Origin of the sequence: Dissulfurimicrobium hydrothermale, assembly GCF_022026155.1 — a bacterium.
GTDB classification, from domain to species: domain Bacteria; phylum Desulfobacterota; class Dissulfuribacteria; order Dissulfuribacterales; family Sh68; genus Dissulfurimicrobium; species Dissulfurimicrobium hydrothermale.
The window spans coordinates 467,201-491,957 of sequence record NZ_CP085041.1; the positions used below are offsets into that span (position 1 = coordinate 467,201).

At 49.7% G+C, this 24,757-nt stretch carries 22 protein-coding genes, 1 tRNA gene and 1 pseudogene; 9 read left to right on the forward strand and 15 right to left on the reverse strand.

The genetic code is table 11. The features are described from left to right. Positions 1–11: 11 nt before the first annotated feature. Complete coding sequence (locus LGS26_RS02210) at positions 12–1,010, reverse strand: GSU2203 family decaheme c-type cytochrome (protein WP_237889036.1); 999 nt, start codon at positions 1,008–1,010, stop codon at positions 12–14. 441 nt (positions 1,011–1,451) lie between these two features. On the opposite strand from LGS26_RS02210, the gene LGS26_RS02215 reads away from it, so the two are divergent. Next, positions 1,452–1,528, forward strand: a tRNA-Arg gene (locus LGS26_RS02215). A gap of 210 nt (positions 1,529–1,738) precedes the next feature. Here LGS26_RS02215 and nrfD read toward each other — a convergent pair. After that, on the reverse strand, positions 1,739–2,962 hold the full coding sequence (gene nrfD / locus LGS26_RS02220) for an NrfD/PsrC family molybdoenzyme membrane anchor subunit (RefSeq protein ID WP_237889037.1): 1,224 nt from the start codon (positions 2,960–2,962) through the stop codon (positions 1,739–1,741). 206 nt (positions 2,963–3,168) lie between these two features. On the opposite strand from nrfD, the pseudogene LGS26_RS02225 reads away from it, so the two are divergent. After that, positions 3,169–4,369, forward strand: a pseudogene (locus LGS26_RS02225) (IS256 family transposase). Between the two features lie 318 nt (positions 4,370–4,687). Here the strand turns inward: LGS26_RS02225 and LGS26_RS02230 are convergent. Then, positions 4,688–5,422 carry an RluA family pseudouridine synthase gene (locus LGS26_RS02230; RefSeq protein ID WP_237889038.1) on the reverse strand — a complete coding sequence of 245 codons (735 nt, stop codon included), beginning with the start codon at positions 5,420–5,422 and terminating at the stop codon, positions 4,688–4,690. A gap of 34 nt (positions 5,423–5,456) precedes the next feature. On the opposite strand from LGS26_RS02230, the gene LGS26_RS02235 reads away from it, so the two are divergent. Beyond that, positions 5,457–7,568: an O-antigen ligase family protein gene (locus LGS26_RS02235; RefSeq protein WP_237889039.1), complete on the forward strand. Its 2,112-nt coding sequence runs from the start codon at positions 5,457–5,459 to the stop codon at positions 7,566–7,568. Between the two features lie 68 nt (positions 7,569–7,636). After that, entirely contained in the window at positions 7,637–8,392 is a 756-nt protein-coding gene (locus LGS26_RS02240) for an N-acyl homoserine lactonase family protein (RefSeq protein WP_237889040.1), read from the forward strand. Between the two features lie 88 nt (positions 8,393–8,480). On the opposite strand, the gene LGS26_RS02245 is transcribed toward LGS26_RS02240, so the two are convergent. The 10 genes from LGS26_RS02245 to uvrB form a co-directional block, all read right to left on the reverse strand. Then, a complete protein-coding gene (locus tag LGS26_RS02245) occupies positions 8,481–9,995 on the reverse strand; it encodes a sirohydrochlorin chelatase (RefSeq protein ID WP_330873340.1) in 1,515 nt (504 codons plus the stop codon). Between the two features lie 29 nt (positions 9,996–10,024). After that, positions 10,025–10,405, reverse strand: a complete 381-nt coding sequence (locus tag LGS26_RS02250; RefSeq protein WP_237889041.1) for a NifB/NifX family molybdenum-iron cluster-binding protein — start codon at positions 10,403–10,405, stop codon at positions 10,025–10,027. A gap of 194 nt (positions 10,406–10,599) precedes the next feature. Further along, entirely contained in the window at positions 10,600–11,958 is a 1,359-nt protein-coding gene (locus LGS26_RS02255; RefSeq protein ID WP_237889042.1) for an outer membrane beta-barrel protein, read from the reverse strand. A 113-nt stretch (positions 11,959–12,071) separates the two neighbouring features. Continuing rightward, positions 12,072–12,365: a DUF2325 domain-containing protein gene (locus tag LGS26_RS02260; protein ID WP_237889043.1), complete on the reverse strand. Its 294-nt coding sequence runs from the start codon at positions 12,363–12,365 to the stop codon at positions 12,072–12,074. 13 nt (positions 12,366–12,378) lie between these two features. Next, on the reverse strand, positions 12,379–12,762 hold the full coding sequence (locus LGS26_RS02265; protein WP_237889044.1) for an HD-GYP domain-containing protein: 384 nt from the start codon (positions 12,760–12,762) through the stop codon (positions 12,379–12,381). Beyond that, positions 12,759–12,980, reverse strand: coding sequence for a hypothetical protein (locus tag LGS26_RS02270; RefSeq protein ID WP_237889045.1), 222 nt, complete (start codon positions 12,978–12,980; stop codon positions 12,759–12,761). Before LGS26_RS02270 ends, LGS26_RS02265 begins: the two co-directional genes overlap by 4 nt. An 82-nt stretch (positions 12,981–13,062) precedes the next feature. Further along, entirely contained in the window at positions 13,063–15,177 is a 2,115-nt protein-coding gene (feoB, locus tag LGS26_RS02275) for a ferrous iron transport protein B (RefSeq protein WP_237889046.1), read from the reverse strand. Between the two features lie 89 nt (positions 15,178–15,266). Then, the gene (locus tag LGS26_RS02280; RefSeq protein ID WP_237889047.1) at positions 15,267–15,482 is read right to left on the reverse strand and encodes a FeoA family protein; all 216 of its coding nucleotides are present in this window, start codon (positions 15,480–15,482) and stop codon (positions 15,267–15,269) included. Between the two features lie 29 nt (positions 15,483–15,511). Beyond that, a complete protein-coding gene (locus LGS26_RS02285; RefSeq protein WP_237889048.1) occupies positions 15,512–16,273 on the reverse strand; it encodes a metal-dependent transcriptional regulator in 762 nt (253 codons plus the stop codon). A gap of 88 nt (positions 16,274–16,361) precedes the next feature. Then, positions 16,362–18,362: an excinuclease ABC subunit UvrB gene (gene uvrB / locus LGS26_RS02290; RefSeq protein WP_237889049.1), complete on the reverse strand. Its 2,001-nt coding sequence runs from the start codon at positions 18,360–18,362 to the stop codon at positions 16,362–16,364. Between the two features lie 80 nt (positions 18,363–18,442). Here uvrB and gltX point away from each other — a divergent pair, with 80 nt between their 5' ends. From gltX to LGS26_RS02315, 5 genes are all read left to right on the forward strand, one after another. After that, positions 18,443–19,945, forward strand: a complete 1,503-nt coding sequence (gene gltX / locus LGS26_RS02295) for a glutamate--tRNA ligase (protein ID WP_237889050.1) — start codon at positions 18,443–18,445, stop codon at positions 19,943–19,945. Continuing rightward, a complete protein-coding gene (locus tag LGS26_RS02300; RefSeq protein ID WP_237889051.1) occupies positions 19,945–20,346 on the forward strand; it encodes a hypothetical protein in 402 nt (133 codons plus the stop codon). Before gltX ends, LGS26_RS02300 begins: the two co-directional genes overlap by 1 nt. Positions 20,347–20,375: 29 nt before the next feature. Beyond that, positions 20,376–20,906 (forward strand): Uma2 family endonuclease, encoded by a 531-nt coding sequence (locus tag LGS26_RS02305; protein ID WP_237889052.1) that lies wholly within the window; start codon positions 20,376–20,378, stop codon positions 20,904–20,906. A 179-nt stretch (positions 20,907–21,085) separates the two neighbouring features. Beyond that, positions 21,086–21,787, forward strand: a complete 702-nt coding sequence (locus tag LGS26_RS02310) for a prepilin-type N-terminal cleavage/methylation domain-containing protein (RefSeq protein WP_237889053.1) — start codon at positions 21,086–21,088, stop codon at positions 21,785–21,787. Between the two features lie 192 nt (positions 21,788–21,979). Then, a complete protein-coding gene (locus LGS26_RS02315; protein ID WP_237889054.1) occupies positions 21,980–22,606 on the forward strand; it encodes a prepilin-type N-terminal cleavage/methylation domain-containing protein in 627 nt (208 codons plus the stop codon). Between the two features lie 15 nt (positions 22,607–22,621). On the opposite strand, the gene rfbA is transcribed toward LGS26_RS02315, so the two are convergent. Beyond that, positions 22,622–23,503 (reverse strand): glucose-1-phosphate thymidylyltransferase RfbA, encoded by an 882-nt coding sequence (gene rfbA / locus LGS26_RS02320; protein WP_407932026.1) that lies wholly within the window; start codon positions 23,501–23,503, stop codon positions 22,622–22,624. Next, on the reverse strand, positions 23,500–24,573 hold the full coding sequence (gene rfbB / locus LGS26_RS02325) for a dTDP-glucose 4,6-dehydratase (protein WP_237889056.1): 1,074 nt from the start codon (positions 24,571–24,573) through the stop codon (positions 23,500–23,502). Before rfbB ends, rfbA begins: the two co-directional genes overlap by 4 nt. Between the last annotated feature and the right edge of the window lie 184 nt (positions 24,574–24,757).

Sequence of the window (24,757 nt, forward strand, 5' to 3'; positions counted from 1 at the left end):
TATCCCCCTTATCATCTTGTAAGGCCCTTGCCCTGGCCGGCTACAGATTGTGATGGCATATCGGAGCCGTGGACCCTTGGGTGACACTGCGTGCATTTGGTCATGAACGATTTTTGGAAGCCGCGATCGGTCGCAGCGATCTGATTTGTTGGATCGCCAGGCACGGTTACGGGGAATTGGCTGTTCGAGGCCCTTGCTGCATGAAAGTGCGCCTCGTGACACTGCAGACAGAGGAATGGTTCCTGCTGCCTTAAGAGATTGTTGGCTACAGAGCCGTGCGGTTCATGACAAATCAGGCAGTTTTCCACTACAGGGTCGTGTTCAAAGACGAACGGTCCTTGATATCTTGTATGACACTTTAGACACAGGTCATTTACTCGTTCGTCCGTCCTGAGCATACCCTTTTCCATATTTTCACCGCCATGCGGGTTATGGCAGTCTGTACATCCCATTTTCCCCTCTTTGATAGGGTGGTGTGATGCAAAGTAGGTCTGTGCGTTTACATCTTGATGGCACGACGCACATAATTCCTTCTCATCTTTTATTAAAAAGGATTTTTTTGAATTTGAGTGGATCTTATGGCATGATGTGCAATGGACTCCGTTTTCTTGGTGGGTTGAGCCTGGCCAGTTCATGCAAGATCCGTTTTGGTGACATGATACACATATCCCTGCGACACCTTCAGGGTTCGAGTCATTCTTGTCTTTTTTTGGGCCCAATATCTTGGTCGGATCGCCGCCTGACTCGATATGGACTGAACCAGGCCCGTGACAGGATTCGCAGCCTGTCTTGTAGCCGTCAGGCACCTCAAAAGAGGCTATCCTCATATGGACGTTTTCTTTCTCGGCTACAAGCCCCTCATGACACCCTCTGCATGTCTCTGTCCCTACATAGACTGCTTCCGGCACTGGTTTTGGTGTTTTTATTACGGCCGAGCGTTTCTGAAGTCCACCAGTGCAGCCCATGATGAATCCCAACCCTACAACTACAAAAAGGATTTTTTTGTGCATCTCTCCCTCCTGATCTGACCCTTTATGGTCAATTTAAATCGATGAGACACGCGACAGCTTGTAATTACCCCCTTCGGTTTATCAGACTTCAAATAGAGGACTCCCTTTTTTTGATCGGCCAAAAAAATAGATCGTTCCTCCTGGATGTCCCATCGTTTATTGGTGAGATTAATTTACGTAATTTGTTTCTTTTTTTAACATATTTCAGCAAAAGAATTTTTAAAAAATCGTATTATTAATTTTTTGCCTTGATTTTAATCAATATCAAAGACAAATCTTTTGTTAAGAAAAATTTCAAAGAATAGATTAATTTCATTTTGTAACAAAATAACTATGTTATGTCACAATTTTATTGTGCAAATGATCAAATGCTATAAAAACGAGATGCCATAAGGGAAGGGTTGCAACGGGCAGGTATTTCAATTATATATAACCCACTTGGCGCCCGTAGCTCAGTTGGATAGAGCGCCGGACTACGAATCCGAAGGTCGGGGGTTCAAATCCCTCCGGGCGCACCAATGATAACCAAAAAACGTCTGATAACCAAAAACGCCCGACCTATTTAGGGTCGGGCGTTTTTTAAATGATGATCTCGTAAAAAAGTTATTGACATGAGATGGCTAAGCAAAAATCGTCAATGTAAGGCGCACAGACCTGTACCCCGCAGTTGGACTTTTTGCTATGCCATCAACGATGATCTAATAAATCTTGTCAGCCAAGCCCTTTTGTTAGTCGCCAACGCCAGCATTGGTACCTTGTGTCAGACTTGCAGCTTCCATAGCCCTTATTTTATAAAAGTGTTCCCAAATAAGAAAAGCAGTAATGACAAAAGATATGGCCCCAATAAATATCATATCTTCATGGAGGGATGGGGTGTAGGAGAAATATCTTGGCAAGTCAACGATATTGTACTGATGGAAAACCGGGATGAGTTGACCTACTACCACAAGGTCGTAAATCATCACAAAAGTGCCGACCAGGCAGACAAGACCTGCGGCGGCCAAGGCGGTTACATTTTTTGTCCTTGCAGCTGTTATGAGTGCGAGAGGCGCAAGGACCGCCAAGATAACTTCACCTATCCAAAAATTGCCCGCATAGCTTCCTTTTAATAAAAGCATCATGGCATCTTGGTTTTCGGTCATGTTGAAGAGTCCTGAATATATCTTCCACCCGACAAAACCAGCCGTCAAAATAAGGAGTATCACGCTGATCTTTGCAATCATGGAGAGTGCATCTTGCATCCCGGCGTCGATAGGCTGTTTGTCAAGTTTGATGGCGGCCCAGTTGAAGAACATGGTTGCGGAACACCCAAGGAGGGTGGCCTGGATGGCGAAATAGAGCGGCATATAGTTTTCGAGCCAAAATTCTCTTGATCCTATAACCGACATGTCTGCCTTCATGTTTAGATTTGCCGCCAGGCATGCGATGAGTGCCACGAGGCCGAACCTTGCTGCTGCCTTTCGTTTCCCAAGATGCAGCATAGTCAGATCCAGGGTCAGCAAAACAAAATATATGCTGTAGATGGTGCTTTTCCACCAGATATTTGATTCGGGATGGGGCGATAATACGCCATAAATAGGAACTCTCCAGGGATTTTCAAGCTCCAGAGAGATACTCATTAGTCCCCCGGCTATAGTTACAATCGCGAGAAAGATCGTCCTCTCAACAATCGGCTGGAATACCCTTATGCCGAAGACCTGGCCGAGTGAGGCCACAATACAGAGTCCTGTTGACATGGATGCAAAGAATACATACGATGCTATGAGAAGTCCCCATGGGACCTCTCTTGTCGTGTTGAAGGTCTCACCATGTCCTAGTACCAGGGCATGAATCCCAAAAGATATGCCTATGGTGCTGAGGATTGCAAAACATGCGAGGAGGATGAGGTGCAAGGTGGATACTGTGTGGGCAGCGGCGTCGGTGTCTATGATTGCAGATCCGGGTTTTGTCATCGAAGTGCTCCTTTCCTTATAAGATTGAAAGTTTTGTTATATGATAATAATTAGTTTACAATTTAAAAGTATCATATTTTTTAGTTATAAAATCAATTTGTAAAGAATAGAGGATGTTAAAGTGTTAAAAAAGAGGGTGTAAAATAATTTGTGTAAATGGCCATTCAGGGGTATGTCGATATCCCACCCTTTAAAAGGAGATCATTATGGCCATTGAAAAAGAACTGTTGGATCGTCTGTTTGTCGGCTACGACTGTAAAAGACCCGAAGAGCTGATCGGGGAAAACGGGTTGCTCAAGCAACTGACCAAGGCCCTTCTGGAAAGGGCGCTGCAGGCGGAAATGGCTGTCCATCTGGGACACGAGAAACATGGTGCAATAGCCGTCAAAGGCGGAAATGCCCGTAATGGCAAATCCGTCAAGACCATCAAGGGTGAGTTTGGCAAGCTGCCGATCGATGTCCCTCGTGACCGCGACAGCAGCTTTGATCCGGTGATCATTCCGAAGGGGCAAACCCGCTTTTCCGGTTTTGATGACAAGATTATTTCACTCTACACCCGGGGTATGACCACCAGGGAGATTCAGGGGCATCTGGAGGATATCTATGGTGTTGATGTCTCTCCCAGCCTGATTTCAGCGGTCACTGACGCTGTTGCCGATGAGGTTAAAATCTGGCAGAATCGCCCTCTGGACACTGTTTACCCGATCATCTATAGGGACGCGATAATGGACATGTTATGAACAAGGCGGTCTATCTGGCTATCGGTATCACCATGGATGGGGTCAAGGATGTCCTGGGGATGTGGGTTGCGGAAAACGAAGGCGCCAAGTTCTGGTTGCAGGTAGTGACAGAGTTGAGAAATCGTGGGGTACAGGATATCTTTATTGCCTGTGTGGATGGCCTGAAGGGTTTCCCCGAGGCCATTGAGACGGTCTTTCCTCGCACCCGGATACAGCTCTGCATTGTCCATATGGTGCGCAATTCCCTGAGATATGTCTCATGGAGACAGCGCAAAGAGGTAGCTGCGGACCTCAAGACCATCTACCAGGCGACAACCGCCGAGCAGTCTGAGATGAATCTTACGGCCTTTGAGGAAAAATGGGATAAAACGCATCCGTCCATCGGCCAATCCTGGCGCAGGAACTGGGAGCGCATTATCCCTTTTTTGCCTATCCGCCGGAGATACGCAAGGTGATATACACGACTAACGCTATAGAATCATTGAACATGTCGCTGCGCAAAGTTACTAAGAACCGGGGTTCGTTCCCCAATGACGAGGCTATGCTCAAACTGCTTTATCTGGCGCTGAACAATATCGCCAGGAAATGGACTATGCCAATCAGAGACTGGAAGGCCGCATTGAACCGCTTTTCCATCTTATTTGGTGACAGAATGCCTGCTTATTGAATATGAAAAAACAAGACCGTTTACACAAAATTATTTACAGGCCCTAATTAATTGTTGATGGTGTTGTAAAAAGTTGTCAACTGCTGCGTTGTGCTGCATCCTTTGTCACTGCGGCGTGCAGGAGGTATGCCGCATTTCTCAGGATCTGCGCACCTTGCATTTACGATTTTTACTTAACCATCTCATATAATGACTTTTAGAGATCATTAATTATTTATTGGTTCTTTTTTTGTTGCTTTTTGTCTTGATGTCTACCTGTTGCGGCATGGACGTAGGGAGGTAAATGGTCTTTATGTCTGGCTTGCGAAATCGATGCCGCTACTTTGCATAGTGCTTATAAAAAAATATATGCCATACATCTGTGTCTGGTGGCGGTGCCTTAAAGACCAGACGCCCCCTTTTTGTAGGGTGGTCTATCTCCAATCTGAAGGCATGGAGCGCAATTGAGCCGTCAGGAAGGGGTTCTGCCGCCCCATATTTTATGTCTCCCAGGATGGGGCAACCCATGTGGGCGCATTGCGCCCTCAACTGGTGCGGGCGTCCTGTATCAGGTATCAGTTCCAGGAGATAGAGCCCGCCTTTTTCTTCAACAGTCCTCCACAAGGTGCGGGCTGGTCTTGCCAAGGGGTCGCTGAAGTCCTTCGGGAAGACCTGAACGAGGTTTCGGGTGTGATCTTTTTTGAGCATGTGTTCGAGCACCCCACTTCGGGCAGGGGGGATAGCCCTGGTGAGTGCAAGATATGTCTTGCGGATTGTGTGCATGCGCATCTGTTCCGAGAGACGCGATGCCGCCTTCGAGGTCTTTGCAAAACATACAAGCCCTGATACCGGGCGGTCGATGCGGTGTATCACACCAAGAAAGCAATTTCCAGGTTTGGACCCACTCTTTTTGATATAGCTTTTTGCCCAGTCCAGCAACGACGGATCGCCAGTTGAATCAGGCACGGTCAGGAGGCGCGCCGGTTTTGACAGCACAAGGAGGTGGTTGTCCTCATATATGATTTTTACTCCGGTCTTTTGTTGTAATGTCATACCATTGATGATATTAATCACATGACCACCTTAAAACAAAAATGGAACACTCTCAATGAAGGCCAGACATAAGCTGCCCAAGTCGATCCCATTGAAAGCAAATACTGTAAAGCCCCTTTTTCTGGAGAGGTACGCCCTTTTTGGTCTTTTTATCCTGGCCATCCTGCCGTTTCTCTTTTTCTCAAGATCTGTAAGCTGCACCTTCTACATCAGCAAATCAGCGATCTTCACCTGGGCATGGCTGATCTTTGGTATCCCATCCCTCTGGCTGTTAAGGGACGGTCGTGCGTTTGACAGATTAAAGACGCCCTTTTCCCTTTCAGTCTTGATTTTTGCCACGATGCTGGTCTTGTCCACTGTTTTTTCCATTACGCCACTTGTATCCCTTTTCGGCGTGTATGAAAGGCAATTGGGGCTCATGACGCAGATACAGGCCCTCGGCATGACATTTTTGACCATCATTATATTAAATGATGAAAAGAAGATATATCTGTTTGCCGATCTGCTTATTTTAGCAGGCGCCATAAACGCCGTAGTCGCAATCTTTCAATTTTTCGGCCTGGACTTTACCGGGTTTGATATCCCGTTGGGTACCCACGCCTATGGTCTTCAGGGTCAACCCGATCTCTTTGGTTCAGTAATGATGTTTACCATATTTCTCAATTTTGGCAGACTTTTTTCCAGTGTGAGCCCTGTCAGGCGTCTGGCGTTCGGGGTTGCGCTGCTCGTGCAGACCGCAGGCATCCTTTTCAGCCTGACAAGGGGCGCCTGGATAGGCTATCTGTCCGGCTTGTTGGTTTTTATCGTTATATTATTGAGTTTTTCAGACAGGGGGCGCAGAAAACACCACCTGAAATTTATTCTAATCGGTTTGGCGCTTTTGCTGATTATAAGTGCCGGGGCCGTATCGGTCTTCAGCGATTTTTTTGTCCCGAGGATCATGGGGCTGCTGCAAATCAAAGGGACAGCCGCAACCCGCCTGATATTGTGGCAGGAGACATTGAGATTTATATGGGACAACACCATTAATGGAAAGGTCTTCGGTGTCGGCCTGGAGTCGTTTCGGAGGGCCTTCATGCCCTTTAAGCCGCTGCACCTATCCCAGCTTGAGCCCAACGTAAACTATGACGACCCCCACAACAATTATCTTGGGATACTGGCAAAGATGGGCATAGCGGGGTTTTTGGCCTGGACCGCCATCTGGTTTCTTGCCGCAAGGTCCATCTTCAGGCTGTTCAAACAAGACCTTTTCAATGACGAGCGCGTGTTTTTGGCAGGGCTTACCGTCGGTCTCCTTGCCTATGCCGTTAACACGCTGACCATCTTTGACACCGTTGTGTCTATGACGCTGTTTTATGTCTTCCTGGGCCTTATCGTTTCATTGAATAACATTGTTGCAGCCAGGGAAGATGTGCATAACGTTGCCGTTATCGAAGGAAAGGCCGGTACACCCTGGCCGTTCTTTGTCATTGTCCTTGTGATGTCTGTCCTAGTGGTTGTAAATGGCATATATTATTTCAAGGCATGGGCTGCCGATAATAATTTTCTTTATGGCCTTGGAAACATCAAGTATTATGAGGCGAACCAGAACGCCATGGCGCCTCCGGCCAGGCTTCAATTTCTGGAAACGACGCTTGCCCGCATGAATGCGGCGATGGCGCAAAATCCGATTGAATCCCATTATGCCGTCTATTATGCCCTTGCATCCAGCTATTATTATGACGTCTTGAGGCAGCAAAATTCCGATGCCGCCAAATATCAGTTAAACAAGGGGATAAAGCGGCTCCTTGTCTATAAAGACGTGACCTGGGAGCCTGAAAACTTCTATATAGCCTTGGCTGACGCGTATAACAAGCTGAACGACTTAGACAGCGCTGTCAAATATCTAAAGACAGGGGTTGATGATTGGGACCATCAGAATTTTTACATGAGATACAATCTGGCGATTATACTTGTAAGGCGGGCGGATCAAAGGGCGGCTGATGGGGATGCCGCAGGTGCGATGGCTGACCTCCACGAGGCCCTGAACCAGCTCAATAGAGGTAAGGCTGTAATCGCCCGGAGCGATGAGTTCAGACATGTCTATGGTCAGATGCTTGAGCTGGAGAAAAAGATCAGTGACAGATTGGTTGATATCAGGCGGCCGGGTTTGCCGTCCAGCCATTGATGACCCCTTGAAGCCATCGATCAGACCCGAAGCTGAGCGGGAGAATATTTTTGAGACAGGAGGTTGCCATGTGCAGATCGGCGCAATATAAAATTCATCCCATCGTAATGGGGACAAAGGTATTTGATAAGGGCATGATGACCTATCAATACGGATACGGCGAGCCTTACACTATCCCCATATATTGCTGGTATCTGGAGGGCGGCGATAGGAATATACTGATAGACACGGGAGAGATGAGTCCATTGCAATCCGAGGGCAGGGAAAGGGCCGTGGGTGGAAAGATTTACAGGTTTGAGGAGGGGTTGGGCCGATGGGGGCTGTCGCCCGAGGATATAGATATTGTCATACATACGCATCTACATAATGATCATTGTGAAAATGATTATAAATGTACTAATGCTACATTCTATGTACATGCAAAAGAAATGGAACGCATACACAACCCACATCCGCTCGATTTTCGATATAATGAAGAGTTCATATTGGATATCGAAAAGAACGGCCAGATAAAGACAATAACCCAGGATACGGAGGTCGTGCCAGGCATCCGTGTCATTCATACGCCGGCACATACCGATGGGGGTTTGACGGTAATGGTTGATACTGCCCGCGGCAAGGCGGTGATAACCGGATTTTGTCTGATAATGGAGAACTTCTATCCACCAGCAAAGATAAAGGCAATGGAGATGGAGGTCATCCCGCCCGGGACGCATGTCAATGTATATGAGGCCTATGACATCGTCTTGAGGGTGCGGGACATGGCGGACATCTTGTTACCGCTTCACGAGCCTCGGTTTGCTTCGATTGATACGATACCATGATGTATTTAACTTGTACGTAAAGAGAGGGGCCGGGGCGAGATGAGAGTTAAGGAGGGCTGGCGCCTCGGCCCTTTGGAACGAACGATGGTTATAAGGAGGCTGAAACGACATCAAACAGCATGTCAGGAGGGGTTGTCATGAGTTTAAGAAGGAGTTCTTCTTTTAATCTTTTCAGCCTGGCTCCTTCTTCTCTTGTGATTTTGCCTGCCTGCGCCTTGTTTTTTAATTCAAAAAATTCATCTCCACCAAAGATATCTTTTTTTGTCCGTACCGTTATAAATCTGCCGGTTGCCCTGTCAATAAAAGAGAATGTAGGGGTAATCTCTGTCATGCCTCTGTAGGATTGTCCTATATAGGCTACGTTGTCAACACCGGCAAGCCAGTCAAACAGCTCTTTGTGTTCCGCCTCCGGCGGGAACATCGATACAACAAACAGGTCGCTCGGGTTCACCACGGTATCCCCCCATAATTTGGCAAGGCCGTAGCTGGCCGCGCGCCATGCCATAATCCGGCCAGGGCATATTTCACCTGAAATCTCATAGACCCTGTCCAGGGAAAACTCAACAATTCTCCCGTTTTTCAATATCAATGGTGGCATCCAGAGGCTATTCGCTGCCCTATAGACCACCATCTTTGTCAAGGCCTTTTTGTCAAAGGTAATGAGGGATCGTTTGCCTTTCTCCGGGTAGCGATACATGTTTTCAACAGGTTTGAGGATCGATGGTATCTTGCTCCCGGTAAAATAGCCCTCACTCAGCATCACAGGTATCACATACGGTATCTTACCCTCGTTAAATATGGCGTGATAAACAACATCGCCAAGCTGAGGATCAGCCTTTTCGAAGAGATAGCCATGCCTTATGTCATCTCTTTCAAAACCCCATCCCTGGGCGCTTAGCGTCCTGTATAAGCGCCCCTCCAGGGAATTTGTTGCCCGCTCCCAGCCTTCCATACCTTCAGGGGTATCGCTTCCATGCATTGCTAAAATAGCGGTCTTTCGAGAAAATATATTTGTAAAACCAGTGGTTGCGTCCAACATTGCCACAATCTGTCCGGCCAGGGTCTCAACCAGGAATGGGTTGTCGTCAATAGCCCGCGTGAGCTCAACTTCACCGGCGGGATCGGCCTTTACAAGGTTTTCTCCACCTGGAGGGGTGTCCTTTAAACCGAGTATATATCTTATCTCTTCGATATGATTGGAATAAGAGGAGATAAACAAGGGCACCGCTATGATACGGTTTACGCCCCGGCTGTTTAGTTCATCCACCGCCCCTGGGATGTCGGGTTTTGTGGCCTCCAGATAACCAAGGGCCACCGGGCATGAAAACCTCTTCTTTAATTCTTCCGCCAGCGCTGAAACAGGGCCTGTCCATGTGGGATCGTCTGTCCCATGTGCTATAACAAGTATCCCGGGGCCCCTTTCAGTCTCCGCTCTTGCTGCAACAACAAAAGGAATAAAAATGGATAAAGCAATGGTCAGAATAAGACTGAATATTCTGGTTTTTTTAGAAGACCTGTCATGGCTTAGACCTCCTCTTATTATTTTATTAAGTCGAAGACAGGGGCCCCTGAAATCCCCTCCCCTGTGGGTGAAAAAATGAATTCTTCGAGGCCCCTTGGGATCAAACGTCCTTAGTCACCATGTTGCCCTGCATGCGCCTCTTCGGTAGGTGCCGACAGGGGTGGGCCGAGCCTGTCTTCTCTGATCGCCTGCAAGACGTCCTTTATACCTATGCGTGGACCTTGATATATCTTGACCCCCTTTTTGTTGAGAAGCTCAAAGGGTTTTGGCCCGATAAGGTCGGTTACAAGGGCGTTTACCCCGGAATCGACAAGGATCTCCGCCGCCTTTACCCCGCGCCCTGTGGTCAGGGCCCGAGCCTGGTTTTCCCTTGCGCCCAAGACACCCGTGGCGGTGTCATAGACGAGAAAGTGGGTTGCTGTTGCAAAATGACGGGAAAAGACCGCGCCTTCATCCATGCCCATGGCCGTGATCGCTATCTTACCATTCATGACGTTTCTCCTTTTATTTATCGGGTCTCTTTTAATCCAATTGAGACAGTATGTCCTTTTTATCCGTTTTGTTTCCTTCTCCGGCCGGCAAGTACACAATTGCGCCTGCAATTTCTGCAGACAGCCGGCCTGGCCAAGCGTTTTGGTTTTTATGGCAATACATATCTACCCCCCTTTTTTTAATAAAAGACAGCCTAAAACTTTACGCCGGTCTCAACAGCGAACATGTATTTGTCGTCCTGCAGCCTGCCCTTGTCGTCTGAAAAGCCGTTGTCGGCATGGACGTAGGAGAGTTCGCCCCTTAAAAATACATTGCATGTGAGGTTGTAGGTGGGGGTGAATGTGACCGCATAGACGTCCTCCGCATCTGGGCTGTCAAGGTATATCCTGCTCTCCCCCTGATGGATATACTCAAGGCGGAGCGGGAATGAGAGCCTTTCAAGGGATGGGACTATGTAGAGGCTGGCGCCGATGGATGAGTCGTCCTTGAAGTATTTGTCCACCCTGCTGCTCCACCTCCAGTAGTCTCCGTTTACTGCCAGATACAGGCTTTTGAGGCCGTACAGGTCATCTATGGTATGGTCAATAACAATGCCCGTAAGGTGCCTGAGATCGTTCAGGTGGTAGTGGTATAGGCTCAGCCCCAGGCCGTTTACAGAGCCGTTTACGCCTACCTCCCACGAGCTTGAATCCTGTGCGCCGAGGCCCATTGGCTCGCCGTATTCATTGAGATAGACATCGTCCGTGCGGTATTCGTCATCATCGAGCCTGTGCTTGAACATCGCGCCGCAGAGCTTCAGGTCTTCGCCAAAGGCATATGTCACCCTTGCGCCCATTGCATTATAGGGCTGCTGGGAGGCAAGCGCCCCTACAGTGACGTTTGGATTTTGAAAGGTATAGGTGCTCCCATAGCCTGAGTTGGGTTTTAAGAGACCTGTCTCTACGGAAAGGCCCTCCAGAGACCTTATGGGCTTCAGGTTTATCGAGGCGTATTCAATGCGGAAGTCCGGGGTCGTGTCATTGGGTGCATCAAAGACAGACGGGGTCGTAACGCCTCCAAGTCCGACGTTAAAACCAAGAAGCCCCCCTTCCATCTCGGACGAGAGGTCCAAAAGGAGGTTTGACAGGACGAAGTTGCTGCTCTTGTTACCTGGCCCCTCGTTTGTTGTAGAGAACCAGCCGCCGCTCACACCGCCTGTGATATTGAGGTTGTCCAGGTATGGGCTGACCAGCTTTACAATCTTTTTCTTTTCCCCTTCTTTCTCGGCGGCCCCTTCTTTTTCTCTGAGCTCTTCCTTTACCGTCTCCTGCCCCTCGCCCGCATCCTTTGCAGCAAGCCTTTCCTCAAGCTCCTGGACCCTTGTCTTCAAGGCGTCGAGGTCCTTTACCTTGGCCCTCAGCTCTTCAAGTTCTTTTCGTATTTCCTTGTCTTCAGTGTCCGCGCATACTATCCCGGCGGGCAAAAAGGTTAATAAAAACAGGATGGCTGTTATAAAAATCCATGCGCCCTCTCCTCCAAAACCATGCCTGAACAGATTTAAATTCCGTCCCATTTTAATTGGCCTCCTCTTAAATAGTATTTTTATAAAAAAAAGTAACACGAATATAGCCCAATCAACCGCCAAGAGCAACCCCCGGGATCGGCAATGGATGATGTATCTCTGCTTTATAATCGAGGCGCCCCTGTCAGTTTTTCAAAACACCTTCTGAGGGTGCAGACGCCGGACGAATGATACCTGAATACAGGTATATCCTTGCCTTTTATCATATCCCTCGCCTCATTTTTGGCCTTGTGCGATATCTTGTTTGTAAAGATGACCAGGGCGTCCACGCCCTTGATCTTGGAACCCAGCCCGGTCTCAGATTTTGTAAACACCTTGAGGTTTATGCCGAATCTCTCGGCCTCGTTTTTGTATTGTCTCTCAAGCCTGTCCATGCCTCCTATCAGCGCTACGCACATAAAGCCTCACTCTCTAGTGGTCTGTAAGCGTAAAACCCCGAATCCAACCTATAACCTTGTCTTTTATTGCAAGGAGTGCCGCTGTGCATATAGGGTCCAGCTGGCTCCCGGAGAGCAGTGCGATCTCATCGAACGCCTTCTCCGGCGACATTGCCTTTCTATACGGCCTGTCTTGTATCATTGCCGAAAAGGTGTCGGCTACAGAGAGGATCCTGGCCCCGATCGGGATTTCGTTGCCCCTCAGGCCGGCTGGATAACCACCTCCGTCATATCTTTTGTGGTGGTGAAGCACCATGTCTTTGATGCCCCCTTTTTCTTTGAAACAACTCACCGCACCTATGATGGCGGCCCCTGTTTCAGGGTGTCTTTTTATGTATTGCCACTCCTCTTCGGTCAATCTCTCTTTTTTAGAGAGGATATGGTCAGGGACCCCAATCTTGCCGATGTCTGCAGGTGGCCTGCTATGTGGATCACATCGGCTTGCTGGGCTGTAAAACCTATCTTTAAGGCTATCATGTACCCTATCACCGCTACATGCTGCGAATGGTCATAGGTATGTCTGTCTTTAGCGTCTATGGCGTTTCCAAGCGCCTCGGCGAATTGATGTAGACTCACTCAGGCCCTGGTAACGCTAAGGGCCTGCGCCCCGATATCTAATTCACCCCAGTCTTCACACCACAACATTGTCCGTCCCCCTTCACGATATGAACAACCTTCCGCCCCAATAGACGATGAAAGAGACGACCCAGGCCAGGGCCAGCTCATAACCGATCATAAACAGCGGCCAGCGCCAGGAGTTTGTCTCGCGCCTTACGACCGCCACCGCGGCCATGCACGGGACATAGGTCAGCACGAACACCATCAGGGTGTAGGCGACCAGCGGGCTGTAAAACGGGTCTTTTTGAAGCGCCGTCTTGAGATCGTCCGCGCCCTCCTCTCCTGCGCCTACGCTGTAAAGGGTTCCGAGGGTGGCCACCACCACCTCCTTCGCGCCAAAGCCTGCAAACAGCGCCGTGCCTATCTTCCAATCGCCTAGACCTATGGGCTGCAGGAAAAAGGCGACCGCGTGCCCGATCCGGCCTGCAAGGCTCTGCTCAAGCTTCTTTTCAGCGAGCTCGTTTTCAAGGGCCCTGGTTTCGTTTTTGTCATGGGCCGCCTCGATCATGGTCTTATAGGTCTCCTCAAGCTGGGGATTTGCAGGGAAGCTTGAGAGAAACCACATCACTATCGATATGGCGAGGATGATGGTCCCAGCCTTTTTTATGTACAGCCATGCCCTCTCACACATGTGGATCAATACCCCCTTGAGCGTGGGCATACGGTAGGGCGGAAGCTCCATCACAAACGGCGTGGCCGCGCCGGGCAGGAGATATTTCTTGAATATCTTCGCCATGGCTATCGCAAGGACAACGCCGAGGACATAGATGGAAAAGATGACGTGACCTGCGACATGCGGGGCGAAAAACGCCCCGGCGAGGAGCGTATAGACTGGAAGCCTTGCGCTGCAGCTCATGAGCGGGTTCACGAGGATGGTCACGATGCGGTCACGCTCGTTTTCAATGGTGCGGGTACCCATGATGGCAGGGATGTTGCAGCCGAAACCGATGAGCATAGGGATGAAGCTCTTGCCGTGCAGGCCGATCCTGTGCATCAGACGGTCCATGATGAAGGCCACCCTGGCCATGTAGCCTGAGTCCTCAAGTACGGCAATGGCAAGAAACAGCATGAGGACGTTCGGGACAAAGACCAGCACGCCGCCTGCGCCTGCAATGACGCCGTCGGTTATAAGGGATCTCAGATACCCTTCGGGCAGGATTGCGCCCACAAGGGTGGAAAGCCAATTGAACCCGCCTTCGATCCACTCCCCGGGCGGCCCGCCAAGGGTGAATGTGAGCTGAAAGACGAGCCACAGGAGCCCCAGAAAGATCGGGATCCCGAGCACGCGGTTTGTAAGCACCGCATCTATCCTGTCGGATATCGTATGGCGTATCTCGATGGTGGAGCGCACCGCCTCGCGGCATGCGCCAGAGATGAAGCCATACCTTTGGCCGGCGATGGCGGTCTCTGGGTGCTCTCCTGTCAATTTTTCAATACGCGCCGCGCCTTCCCTGACTATCCTGTCTAACTCAGGGGATCCGACCTTCTTTTGCACGTTTTTGTCGTTTTCCAAGAGTTTTACGGCCAGCCACCTTGCACCGTATCTACCTGCAACCCCCTGGAGCGCAGGGTCCTTTTCGATGAGCGTCTGTATCCTCTCGATCTCCCCCTCGATCTCGGGCCCATAGTCCACGACCTTGTCGCGCCTGGGTCCTTTTGAGCCGGCCATGGATACGGCCACGTCCAAAAGCTGTTCTATCCCCGCCCCTTTATTGCCGATTGTCTGGACGATAGGGGCGTCAAGGAGCCTTGAGAGCCTTTCAATATCAAATTCATACCCGCGCTCCCTGGCTATGTCGCTCATGTTGAAGGCCAGGACAAGCGGAGCGCCAAGCTCCATGATCTCCACGGCAAGATAGAGATTTCTCTCCAGATTGGAGGCGTCGATTATATCCACCACCACATCCGGCCGTTCATCAATTATCGCGTCCCTGGCCACCACCTCATCCTCTGAATAGGCCGTAAGGCTGTAGGTACCCGGGAGGTCGATGACCTTGATCTCATGACCACCATGCCGGCAAAGACCTTCTTTACGCTCAACGGTCACGCCCGGATAGTTTCCGACATGCTGCCTAGCGCCCGTCAGGTTGTTAAAAATGGTAGTCTTTCCTGAATTTGGATTGCCCGCAAGGGCTACTGTAATCTTCGGTCCCATTCTTTATCCCTCACCCCATTTTTTTGACTGGTTTTTTATTTAGGTATGGCATAAAATTTTAGTTTTAACGAAACAAAGGTACAAAAAAATTATCTAACTATAATCTTCTGTGCCATCCCGCGGCCCAGCATCAACCTAGATCCATTAAGTCCTATTACTACCGGCCCATCCGCGAGGTTTTGTATCATCTCGATCTCGACACCCGGTATGAGTCCGAGGACCGACAACCGACTTCTTAGCTCGCAGCCGGCCTTGACCCCTAAGAGTCGCACCCTTTTGCCATTTTCAACCATTGCAAGCGACATGACGATCTTTCCTCCATTTTTACTTATTCTTATTCGATCAATTCCACTTCTATCGATTCCGCGTCGTCTTTACGAAGGGAGAGGTGGTATCCCTTGACCTTGACGTCCACCGGATCGCCCAGCGGGGCAACGCGTTCGACCTCTACCAGAGAGCCAGGGGTTATTCCCATTGCCGCAATCCGTTTGTTTGTCTCACCACGGCCCCTGATCTTTATGACCCTGCCTTTCTGGCCAGGTTTCAATGCCTTTAGATTGGTATTGGCCATCGATTTTTTACCCCCTTGTTGTATATGTTTTTTTACAGCCTCCAGGGTCGTGGAGATACACTCTTCACAGTTTTCGTGGGAGCGGCCCTGGTCGCAGTAATAGCCAAATCCGGCAAGCCATTTTGTCCCTCCCCTGGGGCATGTCTCAACAAACTCTATAAACTGGCTCAGCCGTTCCAGGATGACCTTTGGGATCGCGTGTTCCATCTGGCAGGCGGTTTTGTCGGCGATCCCATAGTCCACTGCCAAGACGTTTACAAAGAAGTCCCGCAGGACTTCATGGCGTCGTACTATATCCTTTGCGACGGCCTTGCCGCTCTGGGTGAGCGTGACCAGGTCATGTGGGGCATAGTTGATCAGCCCCTTGTCTGCCAGGGCACGAAGTGCACCAGTAACGGATGAGTTGCCGACCTTGAGCCGTCTGGCGATGTCTTTGGGTCTGGCCGCCTGTTTTTCTGTAATGATGTGAAAAATGCCTTCCAGATAGTCTTCAAGGCTTGCGGTCAAGGTGTCTGCGGCGATCATAAATTACCCCATTAAAATTTTCTTTTGCCTGAAAATATACGCTTTGCCGAATATTTTGTCAAAGGATTTTCAACTGGACCCCCTGCAGCTATCCGGTAAGCCCTTTCAGTCCCTTGATCTCGTCCCTTATCCTGGCCGCGCGTTCAAAATCAAGGGCCTTGGCCGCAGCCTTCATCTCTTTTTCAAGGGCCTTTATTCTTGCTTCAAGATTGATCCCGCCGTCGATGCATCCAAAGACCCCATCCTTTGTAAGATCGGTATTTCTCCGTTCATATTCATACATTGAGGATAGAGCGTCCCTTGCCGTTTTGCTTATGGTGAGCGGGGTGATGCCGTGGGTCTTATTGTACTCCATCTGGCGTCTCCGCCTCCTATGCGTTTCTGACATGGCCCTTTTCATGGATTCCGTGACCTTGTCGGCATAGAGGATCACCATGCCTTCACTGTTCCTCGACGCCCTGCCAGCGGTCTGGATTAGCGAGCGTTCGGAGCGTAGAAACCCTTCTTTATCCGCATCGAGCACCGCCACAAGGGAGACCTCTGGGATGTCAAGGCCTTCTCTCAAGAGGTTTATTCCGACAAGCACATCAAAGTCTCCACGCCTTAGACTTTGGATGAGGCGCGCCCTCTCGACAGTCTTTATGTCTGAATGCAGGTACTCGACCCTTACTCCGACCGATGCATAATATTCGGTCAGGTCCTCGGCCATTCGTTTTGTGAGGGTGGTGACGAGCACCCTTTCATTCCGCTCAACCCTCTTCCTGATCTCGTAGAGCAGGTCGTCTACCTGGGTGCTGGCAGGTCTTACTTCCATTATAGGGTCCAGAAGACCGGTGGGTCTTATGATCTGTTCGACGACGTGCAGGCCTGCCTTCCCCAGCTCATAGGGCCCAGGAGTGGCCGAGACATATATGACTTGGCCTATCGCCTTTTCGAATTCATCGAAGCGAAGAGGCCTGTTGTCGAGGGCGGAAGGGAGCCTGAAGCCGAACTCCACCAATGTCTCCTTTCTCGATCTGTCGCCGGCGTACATGCCGCCGATTTGCGGTATGGTTATATGGCTTTCGTCTATAAAGACCAGAAAATCTCTGGGGAAATATTCGATGAGCGTCGGGGGTGGAACACCCGGCGCCCGGCCTGAAAGGTGCCTTGAATAGTTCTCTATCCCGTGGCACCAACCTAGCTCTTGAAGCATCTCGAGGTCCAGATTTGTACGCTGCTCCAGGCGTTGGGCCTCGACGAGTCTGCCCTTGGATTCAAAGAACATGAGCCGTTCTTCAAGCTCGGCCTTTATGCCGAGTATCGCCTGTTTAAGCCCGCCTTCAGTAGTGACATAATGGCTCGACGGGTAGATGACCGTGTCTCTCAAGGCGCCGATGGTCTTGCCTGTGAGGGAATCTATGAGACTTAAGGCCTCGATTTCATCCCCGAAGAGTTCAACCCTTACGGCACGTTCTTCTTCGTGGGCAGGGAATATGTCGATTATGTCGCCCCTTACCCTGAACGTACCCCGGTGAAAGTCCACCTCATTTCGTTCATAGAGCATGGCGACGAGTCTTTCGATGATGTATTCCCGCGGTCGGTTATCGCCTATACGGAGGTATAGCTGCATCTTTTCATATTCCTCAGGGGGGCCGAGGCCGTAGATGCAGGAGACGCTTGCGACTATAATGACGTCCCGCCTGGTAAGGAGCGAGCGTGTGGCGCTGTGCCTGAGCCTGTCTATGAAGTCGTTTATGGCCGAGTCCTTTTCAATATAAGTATCGGATTGTGGGATATAGGCCTCGGGTTGATAGTAATCGTAGTAGCTTACAAAATATTCAACCGCATTTTCCGGGAACATGGCCTTGAATTCACCGAACAATTGGGCAGCCAGGGTCTTGTTTGGGGCGATCACCAGGGCCGGTCTTTGCATCGAGGCGATCACATTCGCCATAGTGAAGGTCTTGCCCGATCCGGTTACGCCAAGGAGCACCTGATGCTTACACCCCCTTTTGAGGCCGTCAACGAGGTGCTTTATGGCCTCAGGTTGGTCTCCGCACGGCTGAAAGGGCGATTGTATTTTAAAAGGACGTATTTTTTCTGGCATTAAAATCCCTTGTAGTCTTTAAAAGATAAGACTACTATTTTAATCTTTTAAGCCAGAAGATGAAACCATAGGGGAAGGTCATGTCTGAAAGAACAAAAAGGGTTCGCGTCAGGTTTGCGCCGAGTCCGACAGGATATCTCCACATAGGGGGTGCAAGAACGGCTATCTACAATTGGATTTTCGCCAGAAAGCACAAGGGGGATTTTATTTTGCGTATAGAAGACACTGACGCCGAGCGTTCGACTGCGGAATCCATCGAGGGCATATTGGACGGGCTTAGGTGGCTCGGGATCGACTGGGATGAGGGTCCGTATTTTCAGTCAGCCAACATAGATGCGCACAAGAAGGCCGCGATGAGGTTGATTGAGCTTGGTCATGCCTACAGGTGTTTCTGTACCAAAGAAGAGCTTGATACAAAGCGCGAGACGGCGAAGGCATTAAAACAACCCTACAAATACGACCGCACATGCAGGGATTTAAGTCCTGCGAAGGCGGCTGAAATGGAGGCAAGGGGTATTCCGTACGTTGTCCGTTTCAAGACGCCCGATTCGGAAGACACTCTTGTTTTCAACGATCTTGTCTATGGCCCGATAGAAAAACACTATGATGATATAGAAGACTTTGTTATCCTGCGTTCTGATGGATCTCCGCTCTATCTTCTTTCAAATGCAGTGGATGACATGAACGACGGGATTACGCATGTCATAAGGGGGCAGGACGGGCTTGCCAATACCCCGAGGCAGATACTCATATACAAGGCCCTTGGTATGCAGCCCCCTGAATTTGCCCACATGCCACTGACCCTTGACCTCAGAAAACAAAAGATCTCAAAACGTACGCACGGCGAGGTGGTGTCAGTGCAGTTTTATAGAGAACATGGCTTTCTTCCCTGGGCGCTTGTAAATTTCCTGGTGCTCCTCGGCTGGCATACACCTGACGACAGGGAGATATTTACAAGAGAGGAGCTTATCGAGGCGTTTTCCCTTGAGGGGGTGAGCAGGGCAAATTCGATATTCAATTACCGTCCAGGCGATCCGAAATTCTTTACTGACCCGAAGGCCATCTCGATAAACGCCCATTATATAAGAACGATGCCCATAGAAGACCTGGCTGGATATGTAAAGGAGGAGCTCAAGGCCACAGGGTGTTTTGATCCCGAATATGATGGACCGAAGAGGCACTGGTTTCTTGAGACGCTGGATCTTATAAGGGCTCGCTATCATACACTGAAAGACTTCGCGACCCTTGGCAGGGCCTATTTTTCCGATGAGTTTAGTGTAGACGAGAAGGCGTTTGCAAAAAATATCCTCAAACATCCTGATCTTAGAGAGTGGCTCCCCGTGCTTGCGGAGAGGCTTTCTGCAATTCCAATCTGGGATCAGGTTGCAACCGAGGCCGCGATAAGGGGATTCATAGATGAGACCGGCGCTAGTTCAGGCGTCATAATAAATGCGGTACGTACGGTTGTAACAGGCCAGTCAGTGGGTCCGGGTCTCTTTGACTGTCTTGTCGCCATTGGGAGGGAGCGGGTTGTAAAACGCCTAAAAAACGCCCCTTTATTGATTGACAATCACCTTGATTAATGACTATTGTAAAATATGAAGATGATAAAATAGTCGAAGGTGCCGTTATGGGTTATGCCATACCATTAAAGATATATGAGCAGCTCGAAGAAAAGCTGGGCAAAGAGGCTGCGGGCGTTATAACCAAGGCACTGGAGGAGTCCATTAAAAAGGCCTTTGAAGAGGCGGAGGAGAGACAGCAGACAGTTATCTCGGAAAATCTCAAGAAGGAACTCGCCACAAAGTACGATTTAGCCCTTTTAAAAAAGGATATAGAAAAGTTAGAGATAGATTTAAGGAAAGAGATAGAGCTGGTCAGAAAAGACATGAAGATCATGACCGTGATTATTGTGGCCGTTATGGTGGTTTTGAACCAGAATTCCCTTGAGTTTATCGCAAGGCTTCTGGGGTTGTTGAAATGAGACAATCATCAAAAAGGGGCGGCTAATCCATGCAGACAGCCATTGACTTGCGCTACACACTTGAAGACTGGCGGAACTGGGAAGGCTCATGGGAGCTCATCCAAGGGTTCCCCATTGCCATGTCTCCTTCTCCAACACCAGTGCATCAGTATGTTGCCACCAAAATAATCCGTTATTTGGATGAACAGCTCGAGACCTGCGAGGCCAAATGCTATGTGCTTCAGGACCTGGACTGGATTATCAGTAGTGATACGGTGGTCAGGCCGGATGTAATGGTGGTATGTGATGACATTCAAAACACCATTACCAGGCCGCCGGAGGTTATCTTTGAGATCGTTTCTGAAAAAAACGCCTCCACAGATGAGAGATATAAATTTGAACTTTATCAAAAAGAAGGCGTCAGGTATTATGTATTGTGTTATCCAGCCTTGAAAAAGGCAAAGGTTTACAGATGGAGAAACGGCAAATACATAAAAGAAGGGGACTTCAGAGAAGAAATCTTCAGGTTTGAGACATCTTGCAGCCTGTCTCTGGAGTTCAAGAAAATCTGGTTCAAATAACATTGGTATAAAATTTGCATATTCTAAAATTGCAGGACATTTGCAATAAAACAGTAAAATTGAGGTTAAAAAGGAAAGCCAGCCATAGCTGCCAATCTGGGCGCCAAGGTGGTTATGGAGATGCTTGAGTGGCGCAACCGGCCTTCAGATAAAAGCAAAACAAAATCAAGGAGGCAAAAATGAAAGAGGTAAGGGTGGCAAAAGAGGCAAGTGGCAAAGGGCTCTTGAAAGGGCAAGGTGGTTTTACACTGGTGGAGCTGGCGATAGTGTTGGTGATAATTGGGATCATTTTAGGAGCGGTAATCAAGGGGCAGGACCTGATTCAAGGTGCCAGGGCGAAGAAATTGATAACCTCTTTAAAGTCGTGGGAGATGCTTACGTGGGCCTATATGGACAGGATGGGTTATTTTCCGGGCGATGCAGACAACAAAGATGGGCTTATTGGAGATGATGCGGCAGAGCAAACGACTGCAGGGTCTGCAATAGGCACGCTTGCAGCAACGGGCACCATGCAGAATATCCCGCCGAATCCAGTGCAATTGGGCAGTTCGAACTATTATATTTATATAGGCTATGACAGTGGCACAAATAAAAACTGTATGGTCATATGCGCCAATGCAGCGTGTACTGCTACGTTCACCAATGATGACCTGGCTATAATCCAGGCCGTTGATACAGCCATCGACGGCACTGCGGACGCAGGACTTGGTAGATTCAGGGGGGCCACTGCTGTAACCCTTGCAGGTACAGGCCCAGTCAACAACATACAGGCCGGCGCGGTTACTGCTGTAACTGCCGTAAATTCAACCACCGCCGGTAGCTCAACGCCGTGGGCCACAACCGATGTGGCGGCGGTTTATATGTTTGATAAGCCTTATTAATGTTGACTGAATATCCTCGAAGGCGTCCAGCGCGATCCCTCTGATTGCTTGTTATTATGTGTTCACGTCCTTGCGGATGGAAGGGGCGTGGCGGGTGTACGATCGTATTCGGCGTGGATACTGCCGGCGCCGGTTGGGGTTGGTGCTAATTAAATTAATGAGTGTCCACTATACAAAGAGAGGGGATCTATTATGAGTCTATATCATCGAGGGCAGAGGGGGTTTACACTGGTGGAGATGGCTATAGTGTTGGTGATCATTGGGATCATACTGGCCGCTGTTTTGAAGGGTGGCGAGCTGATCGGCAATGCGAAAATTAAGAGGTTTTATAATGAGCAAAGAGAGATATTCGCCGCCCTTTATACGTATTATGATAAATATGGGTATTTCCCGGGCGATGATCCTGCAGCCAGCGGCAGATGGCCAGGTGTTACGGTTACAAATGGGAATGGGAACGGCCTGATTGCGGTTGGCGCTGCATCCACTGCGCCAAACTTTGCTTGTTCAGGCACAGGTACTGAGCAGTGCGACCTTTGGCAGGAGTTGAGGGCGGCTGATATCTTGACGGGTTCCGGTTTTACCAACCCGACCCATCCCTATGGTGGGGCAATAGCTGTTTCGTATTATACCATGCCGGCGATTGCAGGTGGTACGGCATTGACTGCCCACTGGATACATTTTCAAAACGTCCCCTATGATGTCTGTCAGGCTATTGACAGGTTGTATGATGACGGCAATGCAGGCAAGGGAGCCATAAGGGGGACGGCCGATTATATGGCCGCGACAAACGGCGTATATCAATTGAGCTTTAAGTTCTGATTGTGTGGCGCAAGGTCACATAACCGCCCTTGCGCCATCCAATAGCCCGACAAGATATTGCCCGTAGCCGTTTTTGAGCATCGGCTGGGCAAGGGCCTCAAGCTCGCGCTTGCCTATGTATCCCATGCGGAATGCGATCTCCTCCGGACACGAGACCTTGAGCCCTTGGCGTTTTTCGATGGTCTGGATAAACAAAGACGCCTCAAGCAGGGATTCATGTGTGCCCGTGTCTAGCCATGCCATGCCCCTGCCCATGACGACTACGTCCAGTTCCCCTTTTTCGAGGTAGGCCTTATTGATGTCGGTTATCTCGAGCTCGCCCCTTGCCGACGGCCTTATGGCCTTTGCGATGTCGGTCACCTTGCCGTCATAAAAATAGAGGCCGGTGACGGCATAGCGCGACCTCGGGATCTTTGGTTTTTCTTCGATATTTATGACCCTGCCGCTCTTGTCGAATTCCACTACGCCGTAACGCTCAGGGTCTTTTACTGGGTAGGCAAATATGCTCGCACCGGTTTGTTTTTGTGAGGCCTTTTTGAGCAATGCCTGTAGGTCGTGGCCGTAAAAGATGTTGTCGCCGAGCATTAGTGCGCAGCTTTTGTTTTCAATGAATTTCTCCCCAATTATGAACGCCTGGGCGATACCCTCGGGCCTTTGTTGTACACCATAAGAAATGTTGATTCCCCACTGGTTGCCGTTTCCAAGGAGTTGCTCAAAGCGCGGGGTGTCGGCAGGGGTCGAGATCACAAGGATGTCCCTGATACCTGCGAGCATTAGGGTGCTGAGCGGATAATATATCATCGGCTTGTCATAGACGGGGAGGAGCTGCTTTGAGACCGCGATCGTTGATGGATAAAGCCTTGTGCCTGAACCACCCGCGAGGATGATCCCTTTCATGGATTCCACCCCCTATCGCCGTAATTGAGCGCCATCCATGCCTTGTATGTCCCGGTTTTTATGTTTTGCACCCAGTCCATGTGCTCCAGATACCAAGTTACCGTCTTACGGATGCCATCTTTAAAATTCTCTTTTGGCTGCCAGCCTGTCTCGCACTTCAGCTTGCCTGCATCAATAGCATAGCGGCGGTCGTGGCCAGGCCTGTCCTTGACATTGGTTATCAGGGATGAATAGCCCTTGCCTTTTGGATCGGGACGCAGCTCGTCCAATATGGTGCAGATAGTGTGTACGACATCCAGATTGGTCTTTTCGCTGCCGCCGCCTATGTTGTAGGTCTCGCCCGGTCTGCCTTTGGCCAGGACGATCTTGAGCGCCTCGCAGTGGTCGCCGACATAGAGCCAATCACGTACGTTTAGCCCATCTCCATATATCGGAATCGGTTTGCCTTCGACGGCGTTAAGGATCACAAGGGGGATGAGCTTTTCAGGGAACTGATAAGGGCCGTAATTGTTCGAGCAGTTGGTGATGAGTGTGGGGAGGCCGTATGTGCGGTGAAATGCCCTCACCAGATGGTCGGACGCCGCTTTTGATGCGGAATACGGGCTGTTCGGCGCATAGGGGGATGACTCTGTAAAGGGCGGGTCATCAGGCCCGAGGGAACCGTAGACCTCGTCAGTCGAGATGTGAAGGAGGCGGAATTGCGCCCTTGCCTCTTCGTTTAGGCCTTGCCAATATGTCAAGGCCTCGCTAAGGAGATTGAATGTCCCGTTTATGTTGGTCTTTATGAAATCATCGGGTGCATGGATAGAGCGGTCAACATGGGTCTCTGCGGCGAAGTTTATGACGGCCCGCGGCCTGTGCCCTGCAAACAGGGCGCTTATAAGCTTACGGTCGTTTATGTCGCCCTGGACAAAGATGTGTCTTGGGTCGTCTTTAAGATGGATAAGGTTTTCAAGATTTCCGGCATAGGTGAGCTTGTCCAGGTTTACAACCGGCTCATCGCCTTTAGAGAGCCAGTCCACGACAAAGTTTGACCCGATAAAGCCGGCGCCTCCGGTTACAAGTATCATAATAACGCCTTTATGATTCCTAATTTATCTTTAAGGGAAGTTCTAAAAATCCATATTTTGTCATTCCTGCGCAAGCAGGAATCCAGCAAAAACAACAAGATAGATTCCCCATCCCTGGTCAGGTCAGGGACAAACTTCGTGCCCCTTCTTTCTGGGTATGCCTTTTTATACACTGTAAGCACCG

Bases quoted from the DNA above. Each gene is read 5' to 3' on its own strand.
- LGS26_RS02210 (WP_237889036.1), bottom strand. From the start codon at position 1,010: ATGCACAAAAAAATCCTTTTTGTAGTTGTAGGGTTGGGATTCATCATG.
- nrfD (WP_237889037.1), bottom strand. From the start codon at position 2,962: ATGACAAAACCCGGATCTGCAATCATAGACACCGACGCCGCTGCCCAC.
- LGS26_RS02235 (WP_237889039.1), top strand. From the start codon at position 5,457: ATGAAGGCCAGACATAAGCTGCCCAAGTCGATCCCATTGAAAGCAAAT.
- LGS26_RS02240 (WP_237889040.1), top strand. From the start codon at position 7,637: ATGTGCAGATCGGCGCAATATAAAATTCATCCCATCGTAATGGGGACA.
- LGS26_RS02250 (WP_237889041.1), bottom strand. From the start codon at position 10,405: ATGAATGGTAAGATAGCGATCACGGCCATGGGCATGGATGAAGGCGCG.
- LGS26_RS02255 (WP_237889042.1), bottom strand. From the start codon at position 11,958: ATGGGACGGAATTTAAATCTGTTCAGGCATGGTTTTGGAGGAGAGGGC.
- LGS26_RS02260 (WP_237889043.1), bottom strand. From the start codon at position 12,365: ATGTGCGTAGCGCTGATAGGAGGCATGGACAGGCTTGAGAGACAATAC.
- feoB (WP_237889046.1), bottom strand. From the start codon at position 15,177: ATGGGACCGAAGATTACAGTAGCCCTTGCGGGCAATCCAAATTCAGGA.
- LGS26_RS02280 (WP_237889047.1), bottom strand. From the start codon at position 15,482: ATGTCGCTTGCAATGGTTGAAAATGGCAAAAGGGTGCGACTCTTAGGG.
- LGS26_RS02285 (WP_237889048.1), bottom strand. From the start codon at position 16,273: ATGATCGCCGCAGACACCTTGACCGCAAGCCTTGAAGACTATCTGGAA.
- uvrB (WP_237889049.1), bottom strand. From the start codon at position 18,362: ATGCCAGAAAAAATACGTCCTTTTAAAATACAATCGCCCTTTCAGCCG.
- gltX (WP_237889050.1), top strand. From the start codon at position 18,443: ATGTCTGAAAGAACAAAAAGGGTTCGCGTCAGGTTTGCGCCGAGTCCG.
- LGS26_RS02300 (WP_237889051.1), top strand. From the start codon at position 19,945: ATGACTATTGTAAAATATGAAGATGATAAAATAGTCGAAGGTGCCGTT.
- LGS26_RS02305 (WP_237889052.1), top strand. From the start codon at position 20,376: ATGCAGACAGCCATTGACTTGCGCTACACACTTGAAGACTGGCGGAAC.
- LGS26_RS02310 (WP_237889053.1), top strand. From the start codon at position 21,086: ATGAAAGAGGTAAGGGTGGCAAAAGAGGCAAGTGGCAAAGGGCTCTTG.
- LGS26_RS02315 (WP_237889054.1), top strand. From the start codon at position 21,980: ATGAGTCTATATCATCGAGGGCAGAGGGGGTTTACACTGGTGGAGATG.
- rfbA (WP_407932026.1), bottom strand. From the start codon at position 23,503: ATGAAAGGGATCATCCTCGCGGGTGGTTCAGGCACAAGGCTTTATCCA.
- rfbB (WP_237889056.1), bottom strand. From the start codon at position 24,573: ATGATACTTGTAACCGGAGGCGCCGGCTTTATCGGGTCAAACTTTGTC.